This is a genomic window from Martinezella sp. CNPSo 3957, assembly GCF_057784395.1.
Window position 1 is genome coordinate 76,845 of record NZ_JBXSOU010000018.1, and the last position, 17,574, is coordinate 94,418.

General features: G+C 59.6%; 17 protein-coding genes and 1 tRNA gene. 10 read left to right on the forward strand and 8 right to left on the reverse strand.

Annotated features, from left to right (window positions below; all coding sequences use genetic code 11):
• Positions 1-19: 19 nt before the first annotated feature.
• The 5 genes from AC13QE_RS28530 to chvE all read right to left on the reverse strand — a co-directional run bounded on the left by AC13QE_RS28530 (position 20) and on the right by chvE (position 6,547).
• Positions 20-1,453 (reverse strand): aldehyde dehydrogenase family protein, encoded by a 1,434-nt coding sequence (locus tag AC13QE_RS28530; RefSeq protein WP_488486244.1) that lies wholly within the window; start codon positions 1,451-1,453, stop codon positions 20-22.
• A 66-nt stretch (positions 1,454-1,519) separates the two neighbouring features.
• Positions 1,520-2,518 carry an AraD1 family protein gene (gene araD1, locus AC13QE_RS28535; protein ID WP_488486245.1) on the reverse strand — a complete coding sequence of 333 codons (999 nt, stop codon included), beginning with the start codon at positions 2,516-2,518 and terminating at the stop codon, positions 1,520-1,522.
• A gap of 116 nt (positions 2,519-2,634) precedes the next feature.
• Positions 2,635-3,843, reverse strand: a complete 1,209-nt coding sequence (gene mmsB / locus AC13QE_RS28540; RefSeq protein WP_132717246.1) for a multiple monosaccharide ABC transporter permease — start codon at positions 3,841-3,843, stop codon at positions 2,635-2,637.
• A complete protein-coding gene (mmsA, locus tag AC13QE_RS28545) occupies positions 3,840-5,378 on the reverse strand; it encodes a multiple monosaccharide ABC transporter ATP-binding protein (RefSeq protein WP_132717247.1) in 1,539 nt (512 codons plus the stop codon). Before mmsA ends, mmsB begins: the two co-directional genes overlap by 4 nt.
• Positions 5,379-5,482: 104 nt before the next feature.
• Positions 5,483-6,547 carry a multiple monosaccharide ABC transporter substrate-binding protein gene (chvE, locus tag AC13QE_RS28550; RefSeq protein ID WP_112334212.1) on the reverse strand — a complete coding sequence of 355 codons (1,065 nt, stop codon included), beginning with the start codon at positions 6,545-6,547 and terminating at the stop codon, positions 5,483-5,485.
• 274 nt (positions 6,548-6,821) lie between these two features.
• Between chvE and AC13QE_RS28555 the strand changes: the two genes are divergently transcribed.
• Together AC13QE_RS28555 and AC13QE_RS28560 are read left to right on the forward strand one after the other, a co-directional pair.
• A complete protein-coding gene (locus AC13QE_RS28555; RefSeq protein WP_488486246.1) occupies positions 6,822-7,829 on the forward strand; it encodes a LysR family transcriptional regulator in 1,008 nt (335 codons plus the stop codon).
• 71 nt (positions 7,830-7,900) lie between these two features.
• Positions 7,901-8,362 (forward strand): hypothetical protein, encoded by a 462-nt coding sequence (locus AC13QE_RS28560; protein ID WP_488486247.1) that lies wholly within the window; start codon positions 7,901-7,903, stop codon positions 8,360-8,362.
• Here AC13QE_RS28560 and AC13QE_RS28565 read toward each other — a convergent pair whose 3' ends face one another.
• Entirely contained in the window at positions 8,363-8,626 is a 264-nt protein-coding gene (locus AC13QE_RS28565; protein WP_132717250.1) for a hypothetical protein, read from the reverse strand.
• Between the two features lie 227 nt (positions 8,627-8,853).
• Here AC13QE_RS28565 and iolG point away from each other — a divergent pair, with 227 nt between their 5' ends.
• The 4 genes from iolG to AC13QE_RS28585 all read left to right on the forward strand — a co-directional run bounded on the left by iolG (position 8,854) and on the right by AC13QE_RS28585 (position 11,338).
• The gene (iolG, locus tag AC13QE_RS28570; RefSeq protein ID WP_488486248.1) at positions 8,854-9,846 is read left to right on the forward strand and encodes an inositol 2-dehydrogenase; all 993 of its coding nucleotides are present in this window, start codon (positions 8,854-8,856) and stop codon (positions 9,844-9,846) included.
• A 153-nt stretch (positions 9,847-9,999) separates the two neighbouring features.
• Positions 10,000-10,314, forward strand: coding sequence for an ArsR/SmtB family transcription factor (locus AC13QE_RS28575; protein WP_488486249.1), 315 nt, complete (start codon positions 10,000-10,002; stop codon positions 10,312-10,314).
• Positions 10,311-10,670, forward strand: coding sequence for an SRPBCC family protein (locus AC13QE_RS28580; RefSeq protein ID WP_132717253.1), 360 nt, complete (start codon positions 10,311-10,313; stop codon positions 10,668-10,670). Before AC13QE_RS28575 ends, AC13QE_RS28580 begins: the two co-directional genes overlap by 4 nt.
• A gap of 44 nt (positions 10,671-10,714) precedes the next feature.
• Positions 10,715-11,338: an ATP-dependent Clp protease proteolytic subunit gene (locus AC13QE_RS28585; RefSeq protein ID WP_488486250.1), complete on the forward strand. Its 624-nt coding sequence runs from the start codon at positions 10,715-10,717 to the stop codon at positions 11,336-11,338.
• Positions 11,339-11,395: 57 nt separating this feature from the next.
• On the opposite strand, the gene AC13QE_RS28590 is transcribed toward AC13QE_RS28585, so the two are convergent.
• Complete coding sequence (locus AC13QE_RS28590; protein ID WP_488486251.1) at positions 11,396-12,637, reverse strand: ROK family protein; 1,242 nt, start codon at positions 12,635-12,637, stop codon at positions 11,396-11,398.
• Positions 12,638-12,859: 222 nt separating this feature from the next.
• On the opposite strand from AC13QE_RS28590, the gene xylF reads away from it, so the two are divergent.
• The 4 genes from xylF to AC13QE_RS28610 all read left to right on the forward strand — a co-directional run bounded on the left by xylF (position 12,860) and on the right by AC13QE_RS28610 (position 16,552).
• A complete protein-coding gene (xylF, locus tag AC13QE_RS28595; RefSeq protein WP_132717255.1) occupies positions 12,860-13,900 on the forward strand; it encodes a D-xylose ABC transporter substrate-binding protein in 1,041 nt (346 codons plus the stop codon).
• Positions 13,901-14,187: 287 nt separating this feature from the next.
• Complete coding sequence (locus AC13QE_RS28600) at positions 14,188-15,516, forward strand: sugar ABC transporter permease (protein WP_015340759.1); 1,329 nt, start codon at positions 14,188-14,190, stop codon at positions 15,514-15,516.
• Positions 15,517-15,531: 15 nt separating this feature from the next.
• Complete coding sequence (locus AC13QE_RS28605; RefSeq protein WP_015340760.1) at positions 15,532-16,314, forward strand: ATP-binding cassette domain-containing protein; 783 nt, start codon at positions 15,532-15,534, stop codon at positions 16,312-16,314.
• 161 nt (positions 16,315-16,475) lie between these two features.
• Positions 16,476-16,552: transfer RNA gene (locus tag AC13QE_RS28610), tRNA-Arg, on the forward strand.
• Between the two features lie 116 nt (positions 16,553-16,668).
• Here the strand turns inward: AC13QE_RS28610 and AC13QE_RS28615 are convergent.
• Positions 16,669-17,571, reverse strand: coding sequence for a GNAT family N-acetyltransferase (locus AC13QE_RS28615; RefSeq protein ID WP_488486252.1), 903 nt, complete (start codon positions 17,569-17,571; stop codon positions 16,669-16,671).
• Between the last annotated feature and the right edge of the window lie 3 nt (positions 17,572-17,574).

Sequence of the window (17,574 nt, forward strand, 5' to 3'; positions counted from 1 at the left end):
TGGACTTTGAAATCGATGATCAGGCGAGCGTGTAAGCCGTCTTGACGGTGGTGAAGAATTCGGCGGCATATTTGCCCTGCTCGCGCGGACCGAAGGACGAGCCCTTGCGGCCGCCGAACGGCACGTGGAAGTCGACGCCGGCCGTCGGCAGGTTGACCATCACCATACCCGCTTCCGCATTGCGCTTGAAATGCGTCGCATGCTTCAGACTCGTCGTGGCAATGCCCGAGGACAGGCCAAACGGCGTGTCGTTGGCTGTTGCCAAGGCTTCTTCGTAATCCTTGACGCGGATGACGGAAGCAACCGGGCCGAAGATCTCTTCGCGGCTGATGCGCATCTGGTTCGTCGCTTCCGTGAACAGCGTCGGCTGCAGATAGAAGCCGGGTGTGTCGCGGCTGACGAGTTCGCCGCCGAAGGCAAGCTTGGCGCCTTCTTGGCGGCCGATCTCGATATAATCAGTATCCGTCTTCAGCTGCTTGGCATCGACGACGGGGCCGATATGCGTGCCCGACTTCATGGCATTGTCGACGTTGAGCGTCTTCAGCTTTTCCGTCAGGGCCGCCACGAACCGGTCGTGAATGCCCTCGGTGACGATGAGACGCGACGAGGCCGTGCAGCGCTGGCCGGTCGAGAAGAAGGCGGAATTGGCAGCCGCTTCGACGGCGACCGTCAGATCGGCATCGTCAAGCACGACCATCGGGTTCTTGCCGCCCATTTCGAGCTGGTACTTACGACCGTGCTCGACGGAGGAAAGCGCGACGCGCTTGCCGGTGCCGACCGAGCCGGTGAAGGTGATACCCGAAAGAACCGGGCTGTCGAGCATAGCCTGACCGACGACCGAGCCCTTGCCCATGACGAGGTTCAGCACGCCCTTCGGCAGACCGGCGCGGTTCAGAATATCGACGATTGCCCACGAGCAGCCGGGCACGAGATCGGCCGGCTTGAAGACGATGGTGTTGCCATAGCAGAGCGCCGGCGCGATCTTCCAAGCAGGAATGGCGATCGGGAAGTTCCAGGGGGTGATGATGCCGATGACGCCGAGCGGCTCGCGGGTGATCTCGACGCCGATGTTCGGGCGCACGGAGGGCACCACCTCGCCTGCCAGGCGCAGCGCTTCGCCAGCGAAGAATTCGAAGATCTGCGCGGCGCGGATGGTCTCGCCGATCGCTTCCGGCAGCGTCTTGCCCTCTTCGCGGGCGAGCAGCGCGCCGAGTTCATCCTTGCGTGCCAGGATCTCGTCGCCGGCCTTCTTCAGGATCGTGTGGCGCTCCAGAATACCAGAACGCGACCAAGCCGGAAAAGCAGCCTTGGCGGCAGCGATCGCATCCGTGACATCCTGCGCGCTTGCGCTCGCATAGAGGCCGACGACCTCGTTCGTATCCGACGGGTTGATGTTTTCGGTGCCGTTCGTCCCCGTCCACTCGCCGGCGATCAAGTTCTGATGAATGGTCATGGCGTCATGCCTTCCTGGATCGTATTGGAAATGCTCGGCCGATCCCTTGCGGCCGGGCTCGATGCATTACAGCTGGCGAACAGCCACTTCTTCCTCGGCATCGATCGCCAGCGGATTGCGCAGCGGCAGGCCAAATTCGCCAACTTCGATTTCAAAGACGTCGCCGACTTCGGGCTTGATGCCTTCCGCAAAGGAAAGCGTCGCCGTGCCGAACATGTGCACATGCACATCGCCGGGAACACGGAAGATGCCGTACTTGAAGTGGTGATATTCAAGGTTCGCAAAGGTATGCGACATGTTCGCTTCGCCCGATAGGAACGGCTTTTCGAAGATCACCTTGTCGCCGCGCTTGATGCGCGACGTGCCGCGAATATCCTCGGGTGCCACACCAACGCGGATTTCCGGGCCGAAGCTTGCCGGACGCAGCTTGGAATGGGCGAGATAGAGATAGTTGATCCGCTCGGTGACGTGATCGGAAAATTCGTTCGACAGCGCAAAACCGATGCGGAACGGCGTGCCGTCCTTAGCGATGACATAGATGCCAGCCATTTCGGGCTCTTCGCCCCCATCGAGCGCAAAGGACGGAGACACGAGTGCTGCACCCGGGGACGCTGCGCCATAGCCGTTGCCCTTGTAGAACCATTCGGGCTGCACGCCCTTCTCGCCCGCCTTCGGCTTGCCGCCCTCGATGCCCATCTTGAACATCTTCATGGAGTCGGTCAGCGTCTCCTCGGCGGCTTCCGTCGTCTTCTTGTGCATGGAATCGCGCGTGGCAGCGGAGCCAAGATGCGTCAGGCCGGTGCCTGTCAGGTGCAGGTGAGCTGCGTCGGGATGCGTGATCGGCGGCAGGAAGCGGCCTTCGGCATAGGCCTTGTCGAGATCGATTGACTCGCCGAGACCATGGGCCTCGATGACTGAAGCGAGCGACTTGCCGCTATCGGCGGCTTCCATTGCAAGCTTGTAGACACTGCCGCCATTGACGACGGCCTTGGCAGCTTCGCCGGGTCCGTTGCGGACCGCAACGACGATCTCGCCGTTCGAACCCTTGATCTGCGAGATGAGCATGTCTTTCATCCTTTCCTAACAGACAGAGATCGGATGCGTTCTACCGTTCCGGCTCTCAGCGAGAGCCGGACTCTGTCATGGATTTGGTTTTAAAAGCTGGGTTGATCGCTAAACGATCAACCCTTGTTCTTGTTGTAGACGTCGATGAACACGGCAGCGAGCAACACCGCACCCTTGATCATCTTCTGGGAGTCCGTCTGGTAGCCGAGGATCGACATGCCCTGGTTCAAGACACCCATGATTAAGGCGCCAATGACGGCACCCGTTACCTTGCCGACGCCGCCGGAGGCTGAAGCGCCACCGATGAAGCAGGCTGCGATGACGTCGAGTTCGAGGCCGTCACCGCCCTTTGCGGTTGCCGAATTCAGGCGCGTCGCGATGATGATGCCGGCGATGCTCGCCAGGATGCCCATGTTGATGAAGGTGTAGAAGGTCAGGCGGCGGGTATCGATACCCGAGAGCTTCGTCGCCTTTTCATTGCCGCCCATGGCATAGATGCGGCGGCCGATCGTCGTGCGCTGTGTGGCGAAGCTGTAGAGCGCGATCAAAAGCAGCATGAGAACTAGAACGTTCGGCAAGCCCCTGTAGGAGGAGATCTGGTAGCCGATGAAGATGGCGGCGGCAGCAACCACCAGATTCTGGGCGACGAAGAAGCTGAATGGTTCGACATCGATGCCGTGCTTTTCGTTAACGGTGCGGCGGCGCCATGACAGGAAGAACATGACGATCGGGATGGCGACCGTCAGCAAGATCGATGTCGAATGGATACCGCCCATATCGACGAAATCCGGAATGAAGCCCGTTGCGACGATCTGGAACGCCGGCGGGAACGGACCGATGCTGCTGCCGTTGCCGGTCGTGTTGATGATGGTATAGGTCAGGCCGCGGAAAACCAGCATGCCCGACAATGTCACGATGAACGACGGAATGCGGTGATAGGCGATGAAATATCCATGCCAGGCGCCGACCGCGGCACCCATCAGCAGACAAATGACCGTCGCGAGTGCGAGATTCATATGCATCTGCACGACAAGAACGCCGGCGACCGCCCCGACGAAACCGACGACGGAGCCGACGGAAAGATCGATATGGCCGGCCACGATAACAAGCAGCATGCCGAGCGCCATGATGACGATGAACGAGTTCTGCAGCACGATGTTGGTCAGGTTCTGCGGCCTGAACAGAACGCCGTTCGTCAAGTACTGGAACAGCAACATGATGACGACGAGCGCGATCAACATGCCGTATTCACGGATGTTGTTGCGGATATGGTCGCCGATGGAAACGACGTGGCTGCTTTCTGTGGCTGGGTTGGCCGAACTCATTGTTGTTTCTCCCCTGAGCGCATGATAGCGCGCATGATGCTCTCCTGGCTTGCCTCTGCCTTCGGCAGTTCGGCGACGATGCGACCTTCGTTCATAACGTAGATGCGGTCGCAGGTGCCGAGAAGCTCGGGCATTTCTGATGAAATCATCAGAACGCCCTTTCCGTCAGCGGCAAGCTGGTTGATGATGGAATAGATTTCGTATTTGGCGCCGACGTCGATACCGCGCGTCGGCTCATCGAGGATCAGCACTTCCGGATCCGAGAACAGCCACTTCGACAGCACTACCTTCTGCTGGTTGCCGCCGGAAAGATTGCCCGCTTCCTGGAAGACGCCGGCCGAACGGATGCGCAGCTTGGAACGATAGTTCGTCGCCACCTGCAGTTCCCGCACGTCATCGATGACGGTTGCCTTGGAAACGCCAAGCAGATTGGCAAGCGTCGTATTGTGCAGGATGCTGTTGGTCAGAACCAGGCCCAGCTGCTTGCGGTCTTCGGTCACATAGGCAAGACCGGCATCAATCGCCCTACGCACCGTGCTGGTATCGACCGGCTTGCCGTCAAGGAGGACTTCGCCGCTGATCTTGTGGCCATAGGACTTGCCGAAGACGCTCATGGCGAATTCGGTACGGCCTGCGCCCATCAGACCGGCAATGCCGACCACTTCGCCCTTGCGCACATTGATGTTGATATCGTGCAGCACCTGACGATCGCGATGTTGCTGGTGGAAGGCGTTCCAGTTCCTGACTTCGAAGATCGTTTCGCCGATCGGCACCGAGCGTGGCGGATAGCGATCAGCCAGCTCACGCCCGACCATGTTGCGAATGATGATGTCTTCGCTGATCTCTTCCTCGTGACAGTCGAGTGCCTTCACTGTCATGCCGTCGCGCAACACCGTGATCTGGTCGGCCACCTTGCGCACTTCGTTGAGCTTGTGCGTGATGATGATCGACGTGATGCCTTGATTGCGGAACTCCATAAGGAGATTGAGCAGCGCATCGGAATCGTTTTCGTTCAGCGATGCCGTCGGCTCGTCGAGGATGAGCAGCTTGACGCTCTTCGATAGAGCCTTGGCGATCTCGACGAGCTGCTGCTTGCCGACACCGATGTCGGTTACGAGCGTATTCGGAGATTCCTTAAGGCCCACCTTGGAAAGAAGCTGTTTGGTTCGGCTGAAGGTTTCCTGCCAATTGATCATGCCATTGGCGACGACCTCGTTGCCGAGGAAGATATTTTCGGCAATCGACAGAAGCGGAACGAGCGCCAGCTCCTGGTGAATGATGATGATGCCGACGTCTTCGGAATCCTTGATGGTCTTAAACTGGCGGACCGCGCCATCGTAATAGATATCGCCGTCGTACGTGCCGGCCGGGTAGACGCCCGACAGCACCTTCATGAGGGTGGATTTGCCGGCTCCGTTTTCGCCGACCAAAGCATGAATCTCGCCCTGACGGACTTTCAAATTGACATTTTCCAAAGCGTTCACACCGGGGAACGACTTGGTGATGGTCCGCATTTCGAGGATGGTATTGTCCATTGTCCGTATCCAACGCCGCGATCAAACATAGCAGACCGCGCGATCGTCTTAAATATCAAAGCCAGGGCTCGCATTGAGCGAGCCCTGACCGCTATGTCGGAAGATTACTTCAGCTGATCAGCCTTGTAGTAACCGCCCTCAACGAGAACCTTCTCGTAGTTGGTCTTGTCGACTGCGACCGGGGTCAGCAGGTAGGACGGAACAACCTTGACACCGTTGTCGTAGGTCTTGGTGTCGTTGACTTCGGGCGTCTTGCCTTCCATCAGAGCGTTGACCATACCGACTGTGACCTTTGCGAGGTCGCGGGTGTCCTTGAAGATCGTCGAGTGCTGCTCGCCAGCGATGATCGACTTCACCGACGGGATTTCGGAGTCCTGACCGGTAACGATCGGAAGCTTCACGCCGCCGGAACCATAGCCGACGCCCTTGAGCGCGGAGAGGATGCCGATCGACAGGCCATCATACGGAGACAGAACGGCGTCGACGTGGCTGTCGGTGTAGTAGGCCGAGAGCAGGTTGTCCATGCGGGCCTGGGCCGTTGCCGGATCCCAACGCAGCGTACCGACCTTGTCCATGCCCATCTGGCCGGACTTTACGACCAGCTTGCCGCTGTCGATGTAGGGCTTCAGGACCGACATTGCGCCGTCATAGAAGAAGAAGGCGTTGTTGTCGTCCGGAGAACCGCCGAACAGCTCGATGTTGAACGGGCCCTTGCCGTCCTTGAGGCCGAGTGCGTCGACGATCGAGTTTGCCTGCAGAACGCCGACCTTGAAGTTGTCGAACGTCGCATAATAGTCGACGTTGCCGCTGTTGCGGATCAGGCGGTCATAGGCGATGACCTTGATGCCCGCATCGTGAGCCTTCTGCAGGACGTCGGACAGCGTGGTGCCGTCGATCGAAGCGATGACGAGGACCTTATCGCCCTTGGTGACCATGTTCTCGATCTGCGAGAGCTGGTTCGGGATATCGTCGTCGCCATACTGAAGGTCGGTGCCGTAACCAGCAGCCTGGAGCTGCTTGACGATGTTGTTGCCGTCATCGATCCAGCGCGCCGAAGCCTTGGTCGGCATGGCGATGCCTACCGTGCCCTTATCCGCCGCGAAGGCAGGTACCACCAGCGTAGCGACGCCGAACGCAGCGCCGGCCATCAATGAGATAATGGATTTCATTACTCTCTCCCTTGTTGTTAAATGCGGCGGACAAAAAATGCCCGCCCGAAACTGCGGCAGGTTCCGTAGAAGGAATGATTTACTTCTAATTGTGAGAAACGAAGTAGGTCTCCTCCACGCTCTCACGGTTTATGAGCTGTACCCAGCGCACAATCGGCAAACTCGTACGATTTCGTATAACTGTCAAATAGAATAACTGGCAAAACATATACCAACTTTGGTATAATGTTAAAAAATAGTACTTTTTTGCCGGCGAAGGGGAAAAATGGCCGTTATGGAGAAAATATATAACGATTATTTGAGCGAAGGCATCGAGATTCATTCCGATAATTTTCGCGACGACGCGTTGTTGAAAGCCGGTTTGAAGCTCAATCACCTGCGGATGATCGTCACGATCGAGGATCACGGGCAAATTTCCGCGGCCGCTGAGTCCATGAACATGTCACAACCTGCGGCTTCACGTATGCTCTCAGAAATGGAGTCGATTGTCAAAAGCCCGCTTTACGAGCGTGTCGCCAGAGGCGTCGTTTTGACCCCTTTCGGGCTCGCTTTGGCCAAGCGGGCACGAAAGATCCTGCTGGAGCTGCGCGAGGCAGGCCGGGAGCTTGGCGCCTTGCGAACCGGCAGGGGTGGCTCGGTCTTTCTGGGGGCGGTGACCGCGCCGGCAATCAGCCTTGTCGTCCCGGCCATCCAGCGCGTGACGCGCACCTATCCCGGCATAGAGATCAATATCGAAGTCGAGAACAGCAATGTGCTCGCGCGCGAGCTGCTAGCGGCCCGCCATGACTTCATCATCAGCCGCATCCCGGACGATCTCGATCCGCGTCTGTTCACGGCCCATGAGATCGGCGTCGAAAAGGCCTGCCTGGTGGTTCGCAACGGCCATCCGCTGCTTGAAAGAGGTGTAGCCAGCCTGCCCGATCTGGCCGGCTACGACTGGGTATTCCAACCGCCGGGCACATTGCTTCGCCGCAAGGTGGAAGACATTTTCCTCGCTGCCGGCGTGCCCTTGCCGGAAAATGTCGTCAACACCTCATCCTTGCTGCTGACGTTGGCGGTGGTCTGCAAGACGGATGCGATCGCGCCGATTGCGCTCGACATGGCGCAATTCATCTGCGGGCAGACGTCTCAGGCGGGCGAATCCTCCATCCTGCCGATTGATTTCGACATCGACGTCAGGCCCTATAGCCTCATCACCGCCCGCGAACGCGCCATGCCGCCGAGCGCGCGGCTGCTGCATGACATGATCCTGGAAGAGAGCCGGCATCTCTCGCCGACATGAACGAAGAACCGTTGCCGCCATAAGCTCCACGCCAACTTGCGCTCCTATGAAGCTTGGCGTGGAGACCACTCATGCTGTTCAAGCAATCATTGTTTCAATCCGTGCTCGATCGCCTCGATAGCGAAGAGGAGCCCGCGGAACAGGAAGAGGCCGCGCACCGCATCCGCGGCTTGAACGTCAGCTTTGCCGCAACGGTGCTGGGCGGTGAGACGCCGGACGCCCATCGGCCAGACGAAGCCTACCGCGACAATCTCGGCGACCCTAACATTCTGCCGGAGCCGGAACCTGCTCCGCAAGAACCGGCACTGCCGGTCATGCCCGAGCATCTGGCACGAACATCGCGGGAAGAAGTCGCCGCCGAGCTCGCAATTACCTCTGACCTCACGCGCGAAGCCCTGCAGGAAAAACGCCGCAGCTTCGCGAAAGCCAATCACCCCGACGGCGTCGCCGCCCTCTTCCGCGAACAGGCGACGATCCGCATGACGCTCGCCAATCAGCTGATCGACGAAGCCATACGTCGCCTCAGACGATGATTATTTCTTGTCTTCGGAGGGCGGCTCATCATCCTCGGCAGCATCGTCCTGCGCCGGCGCATCGCTGGTCGTTGCGGGCGGTTGCGGCTTGAAATTCAAGAGCAGCATCCACGCCGAATAGGCGCCGAGCGCGCCAGACAGCATTGCCCAGAACGGCTGCGAGCCCAGCGTTTCGACGGCTGCCCAGCCAAAGCAGACGGCCACGATGAGAATGCGCACCCAAAGCGGCTTGTAGATGGGATGGCTGGGATCGATCAGTTGCATGGGTCACTTTTGCCTGTTTAAGAAGACATGTCTTTAGCGCATCCTCAGGAAAATTGTGAAGTCGTCCGCATAAAATAAGGTTTCGCGTCCGGATTTCGGCTAAGTGGAGAGCCGGAATTTTCAGAATTGTGAAGTCCAGGCTGCTTGACGCCGTCGCCGGAAAATGGAATGAAAATTCCAGAGCAATTGATATTCGGTCCATTTATTCCGAATTCAGGGAGGTAATAATGACTGTCAGATTTGGTCTGCTCGGCGCCGGACGCATTGGCAAGGTGCATGCGAAAGCCGTCAGCGGCGATGCCAACGCCGAGCTCGTCGCCGTCGCGGATGCCTTTCCGGCGGCGGCGGAAGCAATCGCGTCCGCCTATGGCTGCGAAGTCCGCACGATCGAGGCGATCGAGGCCGCCAAGGATATCGATGCTGTCGTCATCTGCACGCCGACGGATACCCATGCCGATCTGATCGAGCGCTTCTCCCGTGCCGGTAAGGCCATCTTCTGCGAAAAGCCTGTCGATCTCGACGTCGCGCGCGTCCAGGCCTGCATCAAGGTTGTCAATGAGACCAAGGGCAAGCTGATGGTCGGTTTCAACCGCCGCTTCGACCCACATTTCATGGCTGTCAAGAAAGCCATCGACGAGGGCCGCATCGGCACGGTCGAAATGGTGACGATCACCTCGCGCGATCCGGGCGCCCCGCCGGTCGATTACATCAAGCGCTCCGGCGGCATCTTCCGCGACATGACGATCCATGACTTCGACATGGCGCGCTTCCTGCTCGGCGAAGAACCGGTCGCCGTCACCGCGACTGCCGCAGTTCTGGTCGACAAGGCGATCGGCGAAGCCGGCGATTACGACAGCGTTTCGGTCATCCTTCAGACGGCATCGGGCAAGCAGGCAATCATCTCCAACTCGCGCCGCGCCACTTACGGCTACGATCAGCGGATCGAAATCCATGGCTCGAAGGGCCTGGTTTCGGCTGAAAACCAACGCCCCTTCTCCATCGAAGTCGCCAACGGCGATGGCTACACCCGCCCGCCGCTGCATGATTTCTTCATGACACGCTACACCGAAGCCTATGCCAACGAGATCGCAAGCTTCATCGCCGCGATCGAAAAGGGCGCCACCATCACACCATCGGGCGCCGATGGTCTTGCCGCACTGAAGCTGGCGGATGCCGCCTTGCAGTCGGTCAAGGAAGGCCGCCTCGTCAAGATCGACTGAGCCGCCTCCATTCCTCCAGGAATGCGATCCTCCCAAAAGTCCGCCGTGATCTCCATTCGCGGCGGACTTTTTCTTTGGCGCGATCCAGAGCTCCCGAAGAGGCTTCGGTAAAAACCTCTTGCGAATCACATAAGTCCGTGCTTATCTATTTCCATGATAGAGAATGAGATATTCCGGGCCTTGGCCGATCCGACCCGCCGCGCCATCTTCGAGAAGCTGGCGACAGGCGGCATGAATGCCAGCGCCCTGCGAGACGGTATCGACATCAGCCAGCCGGCCATGTCCCAGCATCTCGCGGTTCTGCGGAGCGCCGGGCTGGTCAGGGAAGAACGACAGGGGCGTTTCGTGAATTACGAAGTCGATCCGGAGGGACTTGCCCTCATCGCCCAATGGCTAGCGAAATACCGTGCATATTGGCCGGCCCGCATCGAAGCTCTCAAGGTGTTGCTGAAGGATATGGATCAATGAACAATCCCAAGATCGCCGAGCGAAAGAACGGCATCGAGCTGGAATACCAGCTCGACGAACCGCCGCAAAAAGTCTGGCGTGCAATCAGCACCCCTGAGCTTCGCCAAAACTGGTTGCCGCAGGAGGCCTTGGCCAATCCCGAGGCTATATCGGTCACGCCGGGCAAGGAAGTCACCTACCGGCTGCGGGACGATGCAGCACCCTTCCTCGAAAGCACCGTGACTTTCAAAATATCTTCGAATGCAAACGGCGGCACCAGCCTGCGGATCATCCACGAGCTCGATGACGTTCGGCTTCGCGAAACGGAAAGAGCTGCAGCAAACAATAACAGCCTGACCGTCATGCGCGCCGCCTGACGCGCTACATCCATCAACAATTTCAAGAACATTGGAGTTCGCCGATGCGCGAAGCGATGCAACTCGTCCCTATGGTCGTTGAGCAGTCCAGCAGAGGGGAGCGATCTTTCGACATCTACTCCCGCCTGCTGCGCGAGAGAATCATCTTCCTGAATGGTGAGGTCAACGACGACGTCTCGGCCCTCGTCTGCGCGCAACTGCTGTTTCTCGAGGCCGAAAATCCCAAGAGACCGATCCACCTTTATATCAATTCGCCCGGTGGCGTCGTAACCAGCGGTCTGGCGATGTATGACACCATGCGTTACGTTCGTGCACCGGTTCATACGCTATGCATGGGAACCGCCCGTTCGATGGGCTCCTTCCTCTTGATGTCTGGTCAACCGGGCGAGCGCACCGCGCTTCCAAATGCCAGCATCCATATTCACCAGCCATTGGGCGGTTTCCAGGGACAGGCATCGGACATCTTTATTCACGCCGAAGAAATGAGGCGAACGAAGCATCGCATGACGCGGCTTTATGCCGAACATTGCGGACGCTCCTATGAGGAATTGGAACGCGCCATGGACCGCGATCACTTCATGACGGCGGAAGAGGCTCTGGAATGGGGGCTGATCGACCGTATTCTTCAGGTCCGCGAAGACGAACAGCCTTTGGGCTTGGCGGACTGATTGGGATGACAATCCTGCGGCCAAGCGCATGGCCACAGCTTGCGGCGCCCTCGCCTCTCAACCCGCCTGGTCGCGCAGCTCGACGACCGAGGCTCCCCTCTTCACGATGTCATTGTCGATGATCGAAAATGCGCGGTTCAGATGCCCTTCGAAAACGAGCGTCGGCTCGTCGGCGATGACGCGCAGCTCCGGCATGCCCTCCATGCGCACGACATGCGATTCCGCCAGACCCTCGGTTATGCCCTCGATCAGCAGATCATAGTACCTTACGCCGGGACCGGTGATGACGATCGGCATCCGCTCGTGCAGACTCAAGACACGCGAAAGGCCATTGCCGAGCGCCAGGCCCGCCTGGCGGAAGGCCAGTACGTTGCGGCGCCCGCCCTGGCGCGCACTCGTAGCGATCTTGTCGAGCTCGGCAATCGGCACGAACTTCGCCGGGATCGTGTCGAGCGGCACGTCGAAGGCCGTCCGCAGCATGGCGTAGAAACCGGCATAGGCCTCGATACATCCCCGCGCGCCGCAACGACAAAGACCGCCGCCGGGCACATGCATCATATGCCCGAAATTGGGCGCCGATATATGATGGCCGCCTTCATGTTCCCGGCGCACGATGCCGAGCCCGATACTATGGCCGAGCGACAGCGCCGCCAGCGAACGGAAGTCGCCGCGGGTGTTGATTTCTTCCTGCCGCCCGAGGGCTGCAGCCACAAGCAGGGTTTCGTTGCCGAGAATGATTTGCGCCGTCCATTCATCGCGCAGCACGTCAGCGAAGTCGATCTCGTCACGCCCGAAGATCGGAGACCAGCGCAGTACCGGCGCCGAAGTATCGACGAGCCCCTTGCTGCTGATCGAGATCATCAGCACCTTATCGCGCGGCAATCGCGATCGGGTGACAATGCGGTTCAAGGCATCGCGCAAGGCTGCCACGAAGCGCTCGACGCCCGCAACGTTCTGTTGCCTATCCTCGGTAAAGCGGTCGATCAGGCGGCCGGTATAATCGACGAGAGAATATTGCACCGCATCCGACGAGATGACGACGACGATGAGATAGCCGCACTCGCGCCGCTGCGAAAACAAAACACGCGGGCGCCCGCGGCCGCTGGCCGGCTGCTGCTCCGCCTTTTCGATGATCTGCGCCCGCTCGAGATCGGCAGTGATGACCGATACGGTCGCGGAAGAGAGCTTGGTGAAATCAGAGAGCTCGGTATGGGCGAGCGGGCCGTGCCGGCGCAGCGCCGACAAGACCAAGGCGCTGTTCTTCTGACGGACCAATTCGGTGCTCGATTTGGCCAGCATCGGCAAACTCCCTGCTCATTCAACCCTCCTCCTGCGCAGCCGCTGATAGCTTTTTCGGACGACCGATGAAACCTAGCGGCGCGGGTGTTGACAGCTGAAAAAATCTCTGACACTAAATTTCTCGACTGTCGAGAAAAAAGTCCAAGACTTTTCTTGTCAGCATTTCGCCGCGGCCGACGGGAGTTCAGGATACGTGCGGTCGCATTCACTCGGGAGGATCACATGAAAGCTTTCATCAAGCTGGCTGCGGGCGCGGCCATCGTTTTGACCATGCAGACGGCCGCCTTCGCCAAGGATCTCGTCGTCGGCGTTTCCTGGTCGAATTTCCAGGAAGAACGTTGGAAGACCGATGAGGCAGCCATCAAGAAGGCTCTGGCAGCCGTCGGGGCCAAATACATTTCCGCCGACGCCCAGTCGTCCGCTTCCAAGCAGCTGACCGACGTCGAGTCGCTAATTTCGCAGGGTGCCAACGCCCTTATCATTCTCGCCCAGGATTCCGATGCCATCGGCCCAGCCGTTGAAAAGGCTGCCGACGAAGGCATTCCGGTTGTCGGCTATGACCGCCTGATCGAAAATCCGGCCGCCTTCTACATCACCTTCGACAACAAGGAAGTGGGCCGCATGCAGGCTCGCGAAGTCCTGAAGGCAAAGCCGGAAGGCAACTACGTCTTCATCAAGGGTTCGTCGTCCGACCCGAACGCCGACTTCCTCTTCTCCGGCCAGATGGAAGTGCTGAAGCCCTCCATCGACGCCGGCAAGATCAAGAACGTCGGCGAAGCCTATACGGACGGCTGGCTGCCTCAGAACGCGCAGCGCAACATGGAACAGTTCCTGACCGCCAACAACAACAAGGTTGACGCGGTCGTCGCCTCCAACGACGGCACCGCCGGCGGCGCTGTTGCTGCACTCGACGCCCAGGGCCTTGCAGGTTCCGTTCCGGTTTCCGGCCAGGACGCCGACAAGGCAGCGCTCAACCGCATCGCGCTTGGCACGCAGACCGTTTCCATCTGGAAGGACTCGCGCGAACTCGGCAAGCGTGCCGCTGAAATCGCCATCGATCTTGCCAAGGGCAAGAAGCTGGACGAGATCTCCGGCGTTCAGACCTTCAACGGCGGCCCGAAGCACGTCGCCATGAAGTCGGTCTTCCTGACCCCGGTTGCTATCACCAAGGACAATCTGAACGTCGTCATCGACGCCGGCTGGATCTCCAAGGCTGAAGCCTGCCAGGGTGTCAAGGCAGGCGCTGTCGCGGCCTGCAAATAAACCGACTTTAGAACGAGCTTACTCATCGAAAGAGCGACGCCGCAGCGGCACACCGTTGCGGCGTCGAATGCGGATTGGAAGCCGACAACCCTCCCTTGCAGCTGGAGGCGGAGCTTCCCCGCAGTGTGGTATGCCGCCGCATCCCTTTGTCCATCGGACGGCGGTCATCGGGACCGGATAAAGGCCGGGTTGCAGGCGATGGCAGACATTTTTGAGATTGGCGCGATTGCCAGCGACTGCCAGAATGCGTCGCCGGCCGCGCCCGACAGAGGGAGAACGGCAAAGCGATGGCCGACATGACACAGTCCACTACATCGAGCGGGCCTAGGAACGCGGATGCCGGCGCGATCACCCGGTTTCTGCGCGCCACGGAAATCGATACCCGCCTGCTCGGCATGATAGGAGCGCTACTGATCATCTGGATCGGTTTTGATCTCTATCTCAGGGTCTTCGACGGCCGGGAATTTCTGACGGCGAGAAACCTTTGGAACCTTTCGGTGCAGACCTGCGAAATCGCGGTTCTCGCCACGGGCATGGTGTTGGTCATCGTCACGCGCAACATCGACCTGTCGGTAGGCTCCGTGCTCGGTTTCGTCGCCATGATCATGGGCGTCATGCAGGCAAAATGGCTGCCGCAATATCTCGGCTTCGACAGCTCCTGGACGTGGATCATCACCCTCCTCTGCGGCCTGGCGATCGGCACGGCCATCGGCACCTTCCAGGGCGCGATCATCGCCTTCATGAACGTTCCCTCCTTCATCGTGACGCTTGGCGGCCTTCTCGTCTGGCGCGGCCTTGCGTGGTACGTCACCAGCGGTCAGACCGTGGCGCCGATGGATTCCACCTTCGTTATCATGGGCGGCAGCGGCGCCACCGGCTCGATCGGCGCCACCTGGAGCTGGGTGGTCGGCGTGATTTCCTGCCTGCTAATCATTGTCGGCATCGTCGGCTCACGCCAGCAAAGAAAGCGCTTCCACTTTCCGCGCCGCCCCCTCTGGGCGGAATACTTCCTGGCCGGCCTTGGCTCCCTGCTCGTCCTCGGTACCGTCTATCTCTTCAATAGTTATGACTGGCCGGTCGGCATCGCCAAGCGCTACGCCACCGAGCACAATATCACGTGGCCCGAGAACGGCCTCGATATCCCCTATGGCATCGCGGTGCCGGTCCTTATCGCCGTTCTCATCGGCATCGCGATGACGTTCATCGCGACCCGCCTGCGTTTCGGCCGCTACGTCTTCGCGATCGGCGGCAATCCGGAAGCGGCAGAGCTTGCCGGCATCAAGACCCGCTGGGTCATCGTGAAGATCTTCGCGCTGATGGGCCTGCTCGCCGCCGTAGCCGCCGCGATTTCGACCGCCCGCCTCAATTCGGCTGTGAACTCACAGGGAACCACTTACGAACTCTTCACCATCGCTGCTGCCGTCATCGGCGGCACGTCGCTCGCCGGCGGCAGCGGCACGGTCGCCGGCGCCATGCTTGGCGCGCTGGTCATGCAGTCGCTGCAATCGGGCATGGGGCTCGCCAATGTCGACACACCGATTCAAAACGTCGTCGTCGGGGTGGTCTTGGTGGTCGCCGTCTGGCTCGACATCGTCTACCGCTCGCGCGCCAAGTAAAAGGAATTCTGAACCATGACGGATCAAACCACTCCGCTTGTGGAAATGAAGAACATTTCCATCTCCTTCGGCGGCATCCACGCGGTCGACAACGCCTCGGTGGACCTCTACCCCGGCGAAGTTGTCGCCCTTCTCGGCCATAACGGCGCCGGCAAATCGACGCTGATCAAGATTCTCTCCGGCGCCTACAAGCGCGACAGCGGCGATATCCTGATCAACGGCGAGCCCGCCGATATCCGCACCCCGCGCGACGCCAAAAAATACGGCATCGAGACGATCTACCAGACGCTCGCCGTCGCCGACAATGTCGACGCCGCCGCCAACCTCTATCTTGGCCGCGAACTGCAGACACGCTGGGGTACGCTCGACGACGTCGCGATGGAAGCCAAGGCCCGCGAAGTGATGGGACGCCTCAACCCCAACTTCAAGCGCTTCAAGGAGCCGGTGAAGGCGCTTTCCGGCGGCCAGCGCCAGTCGGTGGCGATCGCCCGCGCCATCCTCTTCGACGCCCGCATCCTGATCATGGACGAGCCGACGGCGGCGCTTGGCCCGCAGGAGACGGCGCAGGTCGGCGAGCTGATCAAGCAGTTGAAGAAGGAGGGCATCGGCATCTTCCTCATCAGCCACGACATCCACGACGTTTTCGACCTCGCCGACCGCGTGTCGGTCATGAAGAACGGCCAGGTCGTCGGCCATGCCCGCACGGAAGACGTCACCAAGGACGAAGTGTTGGGCATGATCATCCTCGGCAAGGTGCCGCCAAAGGCCATCCCCGGCCCCGGCGCCATGAAGGAATGAGCCGGAACGGTCGATAACACCAAGGCCGCGCGCTCAAAGCCCGCGGCCTTATCCCAACAAAACGTCCGATCTCACGCTTTCCTGAATTTTCCGCATTGAAGCCAAGCCTTTCCTGGGCTAAGAACCAGCCATCGGACAGGCGATTCAAACCGCCACGGCATGCACCCGTAGCTCAGCTGGATAGAGTGTTGGATTCCGATTCCAAAGGTCACAGGTTCGAATCCTGTCGGGTGCGCCATTTTCTCCGGGGTCCGTGCCAATGCAGAATAAGTTGGACCTCAATGCTACCTCCCGGCAATCGCAAAGGCTCGGCGCCGAGATAGCCATTCCGTTGCGCCACCAGCAAACGCCCGCCTACATAAAGCCCGGATTTCGCGGCAGATATTGCGTCCAGTCGCCATAGCCGGGCGATACCATCAGTAGCATGGGGAAGGTGATCCGCATGCCTTGATCGATCGCAAGGCTCAAGGCGCCGTCGCATGTGCCTGGCAGGAACGCCGATATCTTCTCGGCGGAGCCATCTGCCGCCAGCGTCAACGCCGTCGCAAAGGCATCGCGGAGAAAGTCGGGCCGCATGACCGCTAGGGGACCGATGTGCCCGTTGAAACCGATATAGCCGTAGCCGGCGATATCGTTGCCGGCGTAGAGCAAAAACCCTTTGGTCGCCGGGTCGTCGAGCAGATAGCGGTGATGTTTCTCCCGCGAGACGCCAATGGCGCGGGAATCGATCCGGACGAGATTTTCCATAGTCACAGCGCCGTTGTCGATCGCGATGGCGCGCAATGGCGGTGCTGGCAAGGTCTGCTTTATCCGTTCGCGCTCGACATTGAAAAAGTAAATCGGCATCTTGGGAAAGAGGCCGTGCCGCATGTAAAGGCCCTGCGAGACACGATTGAAGGTGAAGGTAATCAGTGCCTTGTGAGCCGCTCCGGATTTCCGGGCGTGCTCCATGGTCCGCTCCAACAGTTCATTTCCGATGCCCTGCCCCTGTCGAGCGGGGTCGACGAACAGCTGGGCGAGGAACCAAACATCGCCGCAAACCCAACTCCAGGCAAAGCCGAGAATTTCGCCCTCGTCTTCCGCGACCCAGAGTCCATCAGGGTCGTCCTTCAGCGAAAACAGCTGAAAGCCGAGAGGGCTCGCCGTCGCCATCGCGCCGAAGCCATGCCGGACGGTAAGATCGTTGATGCTGGCAACCACCAGAGTATCGGTCGCGGCCAAATCTTCCGCGCAAGCAGGTCTGTAAACAAGCGGCATTGG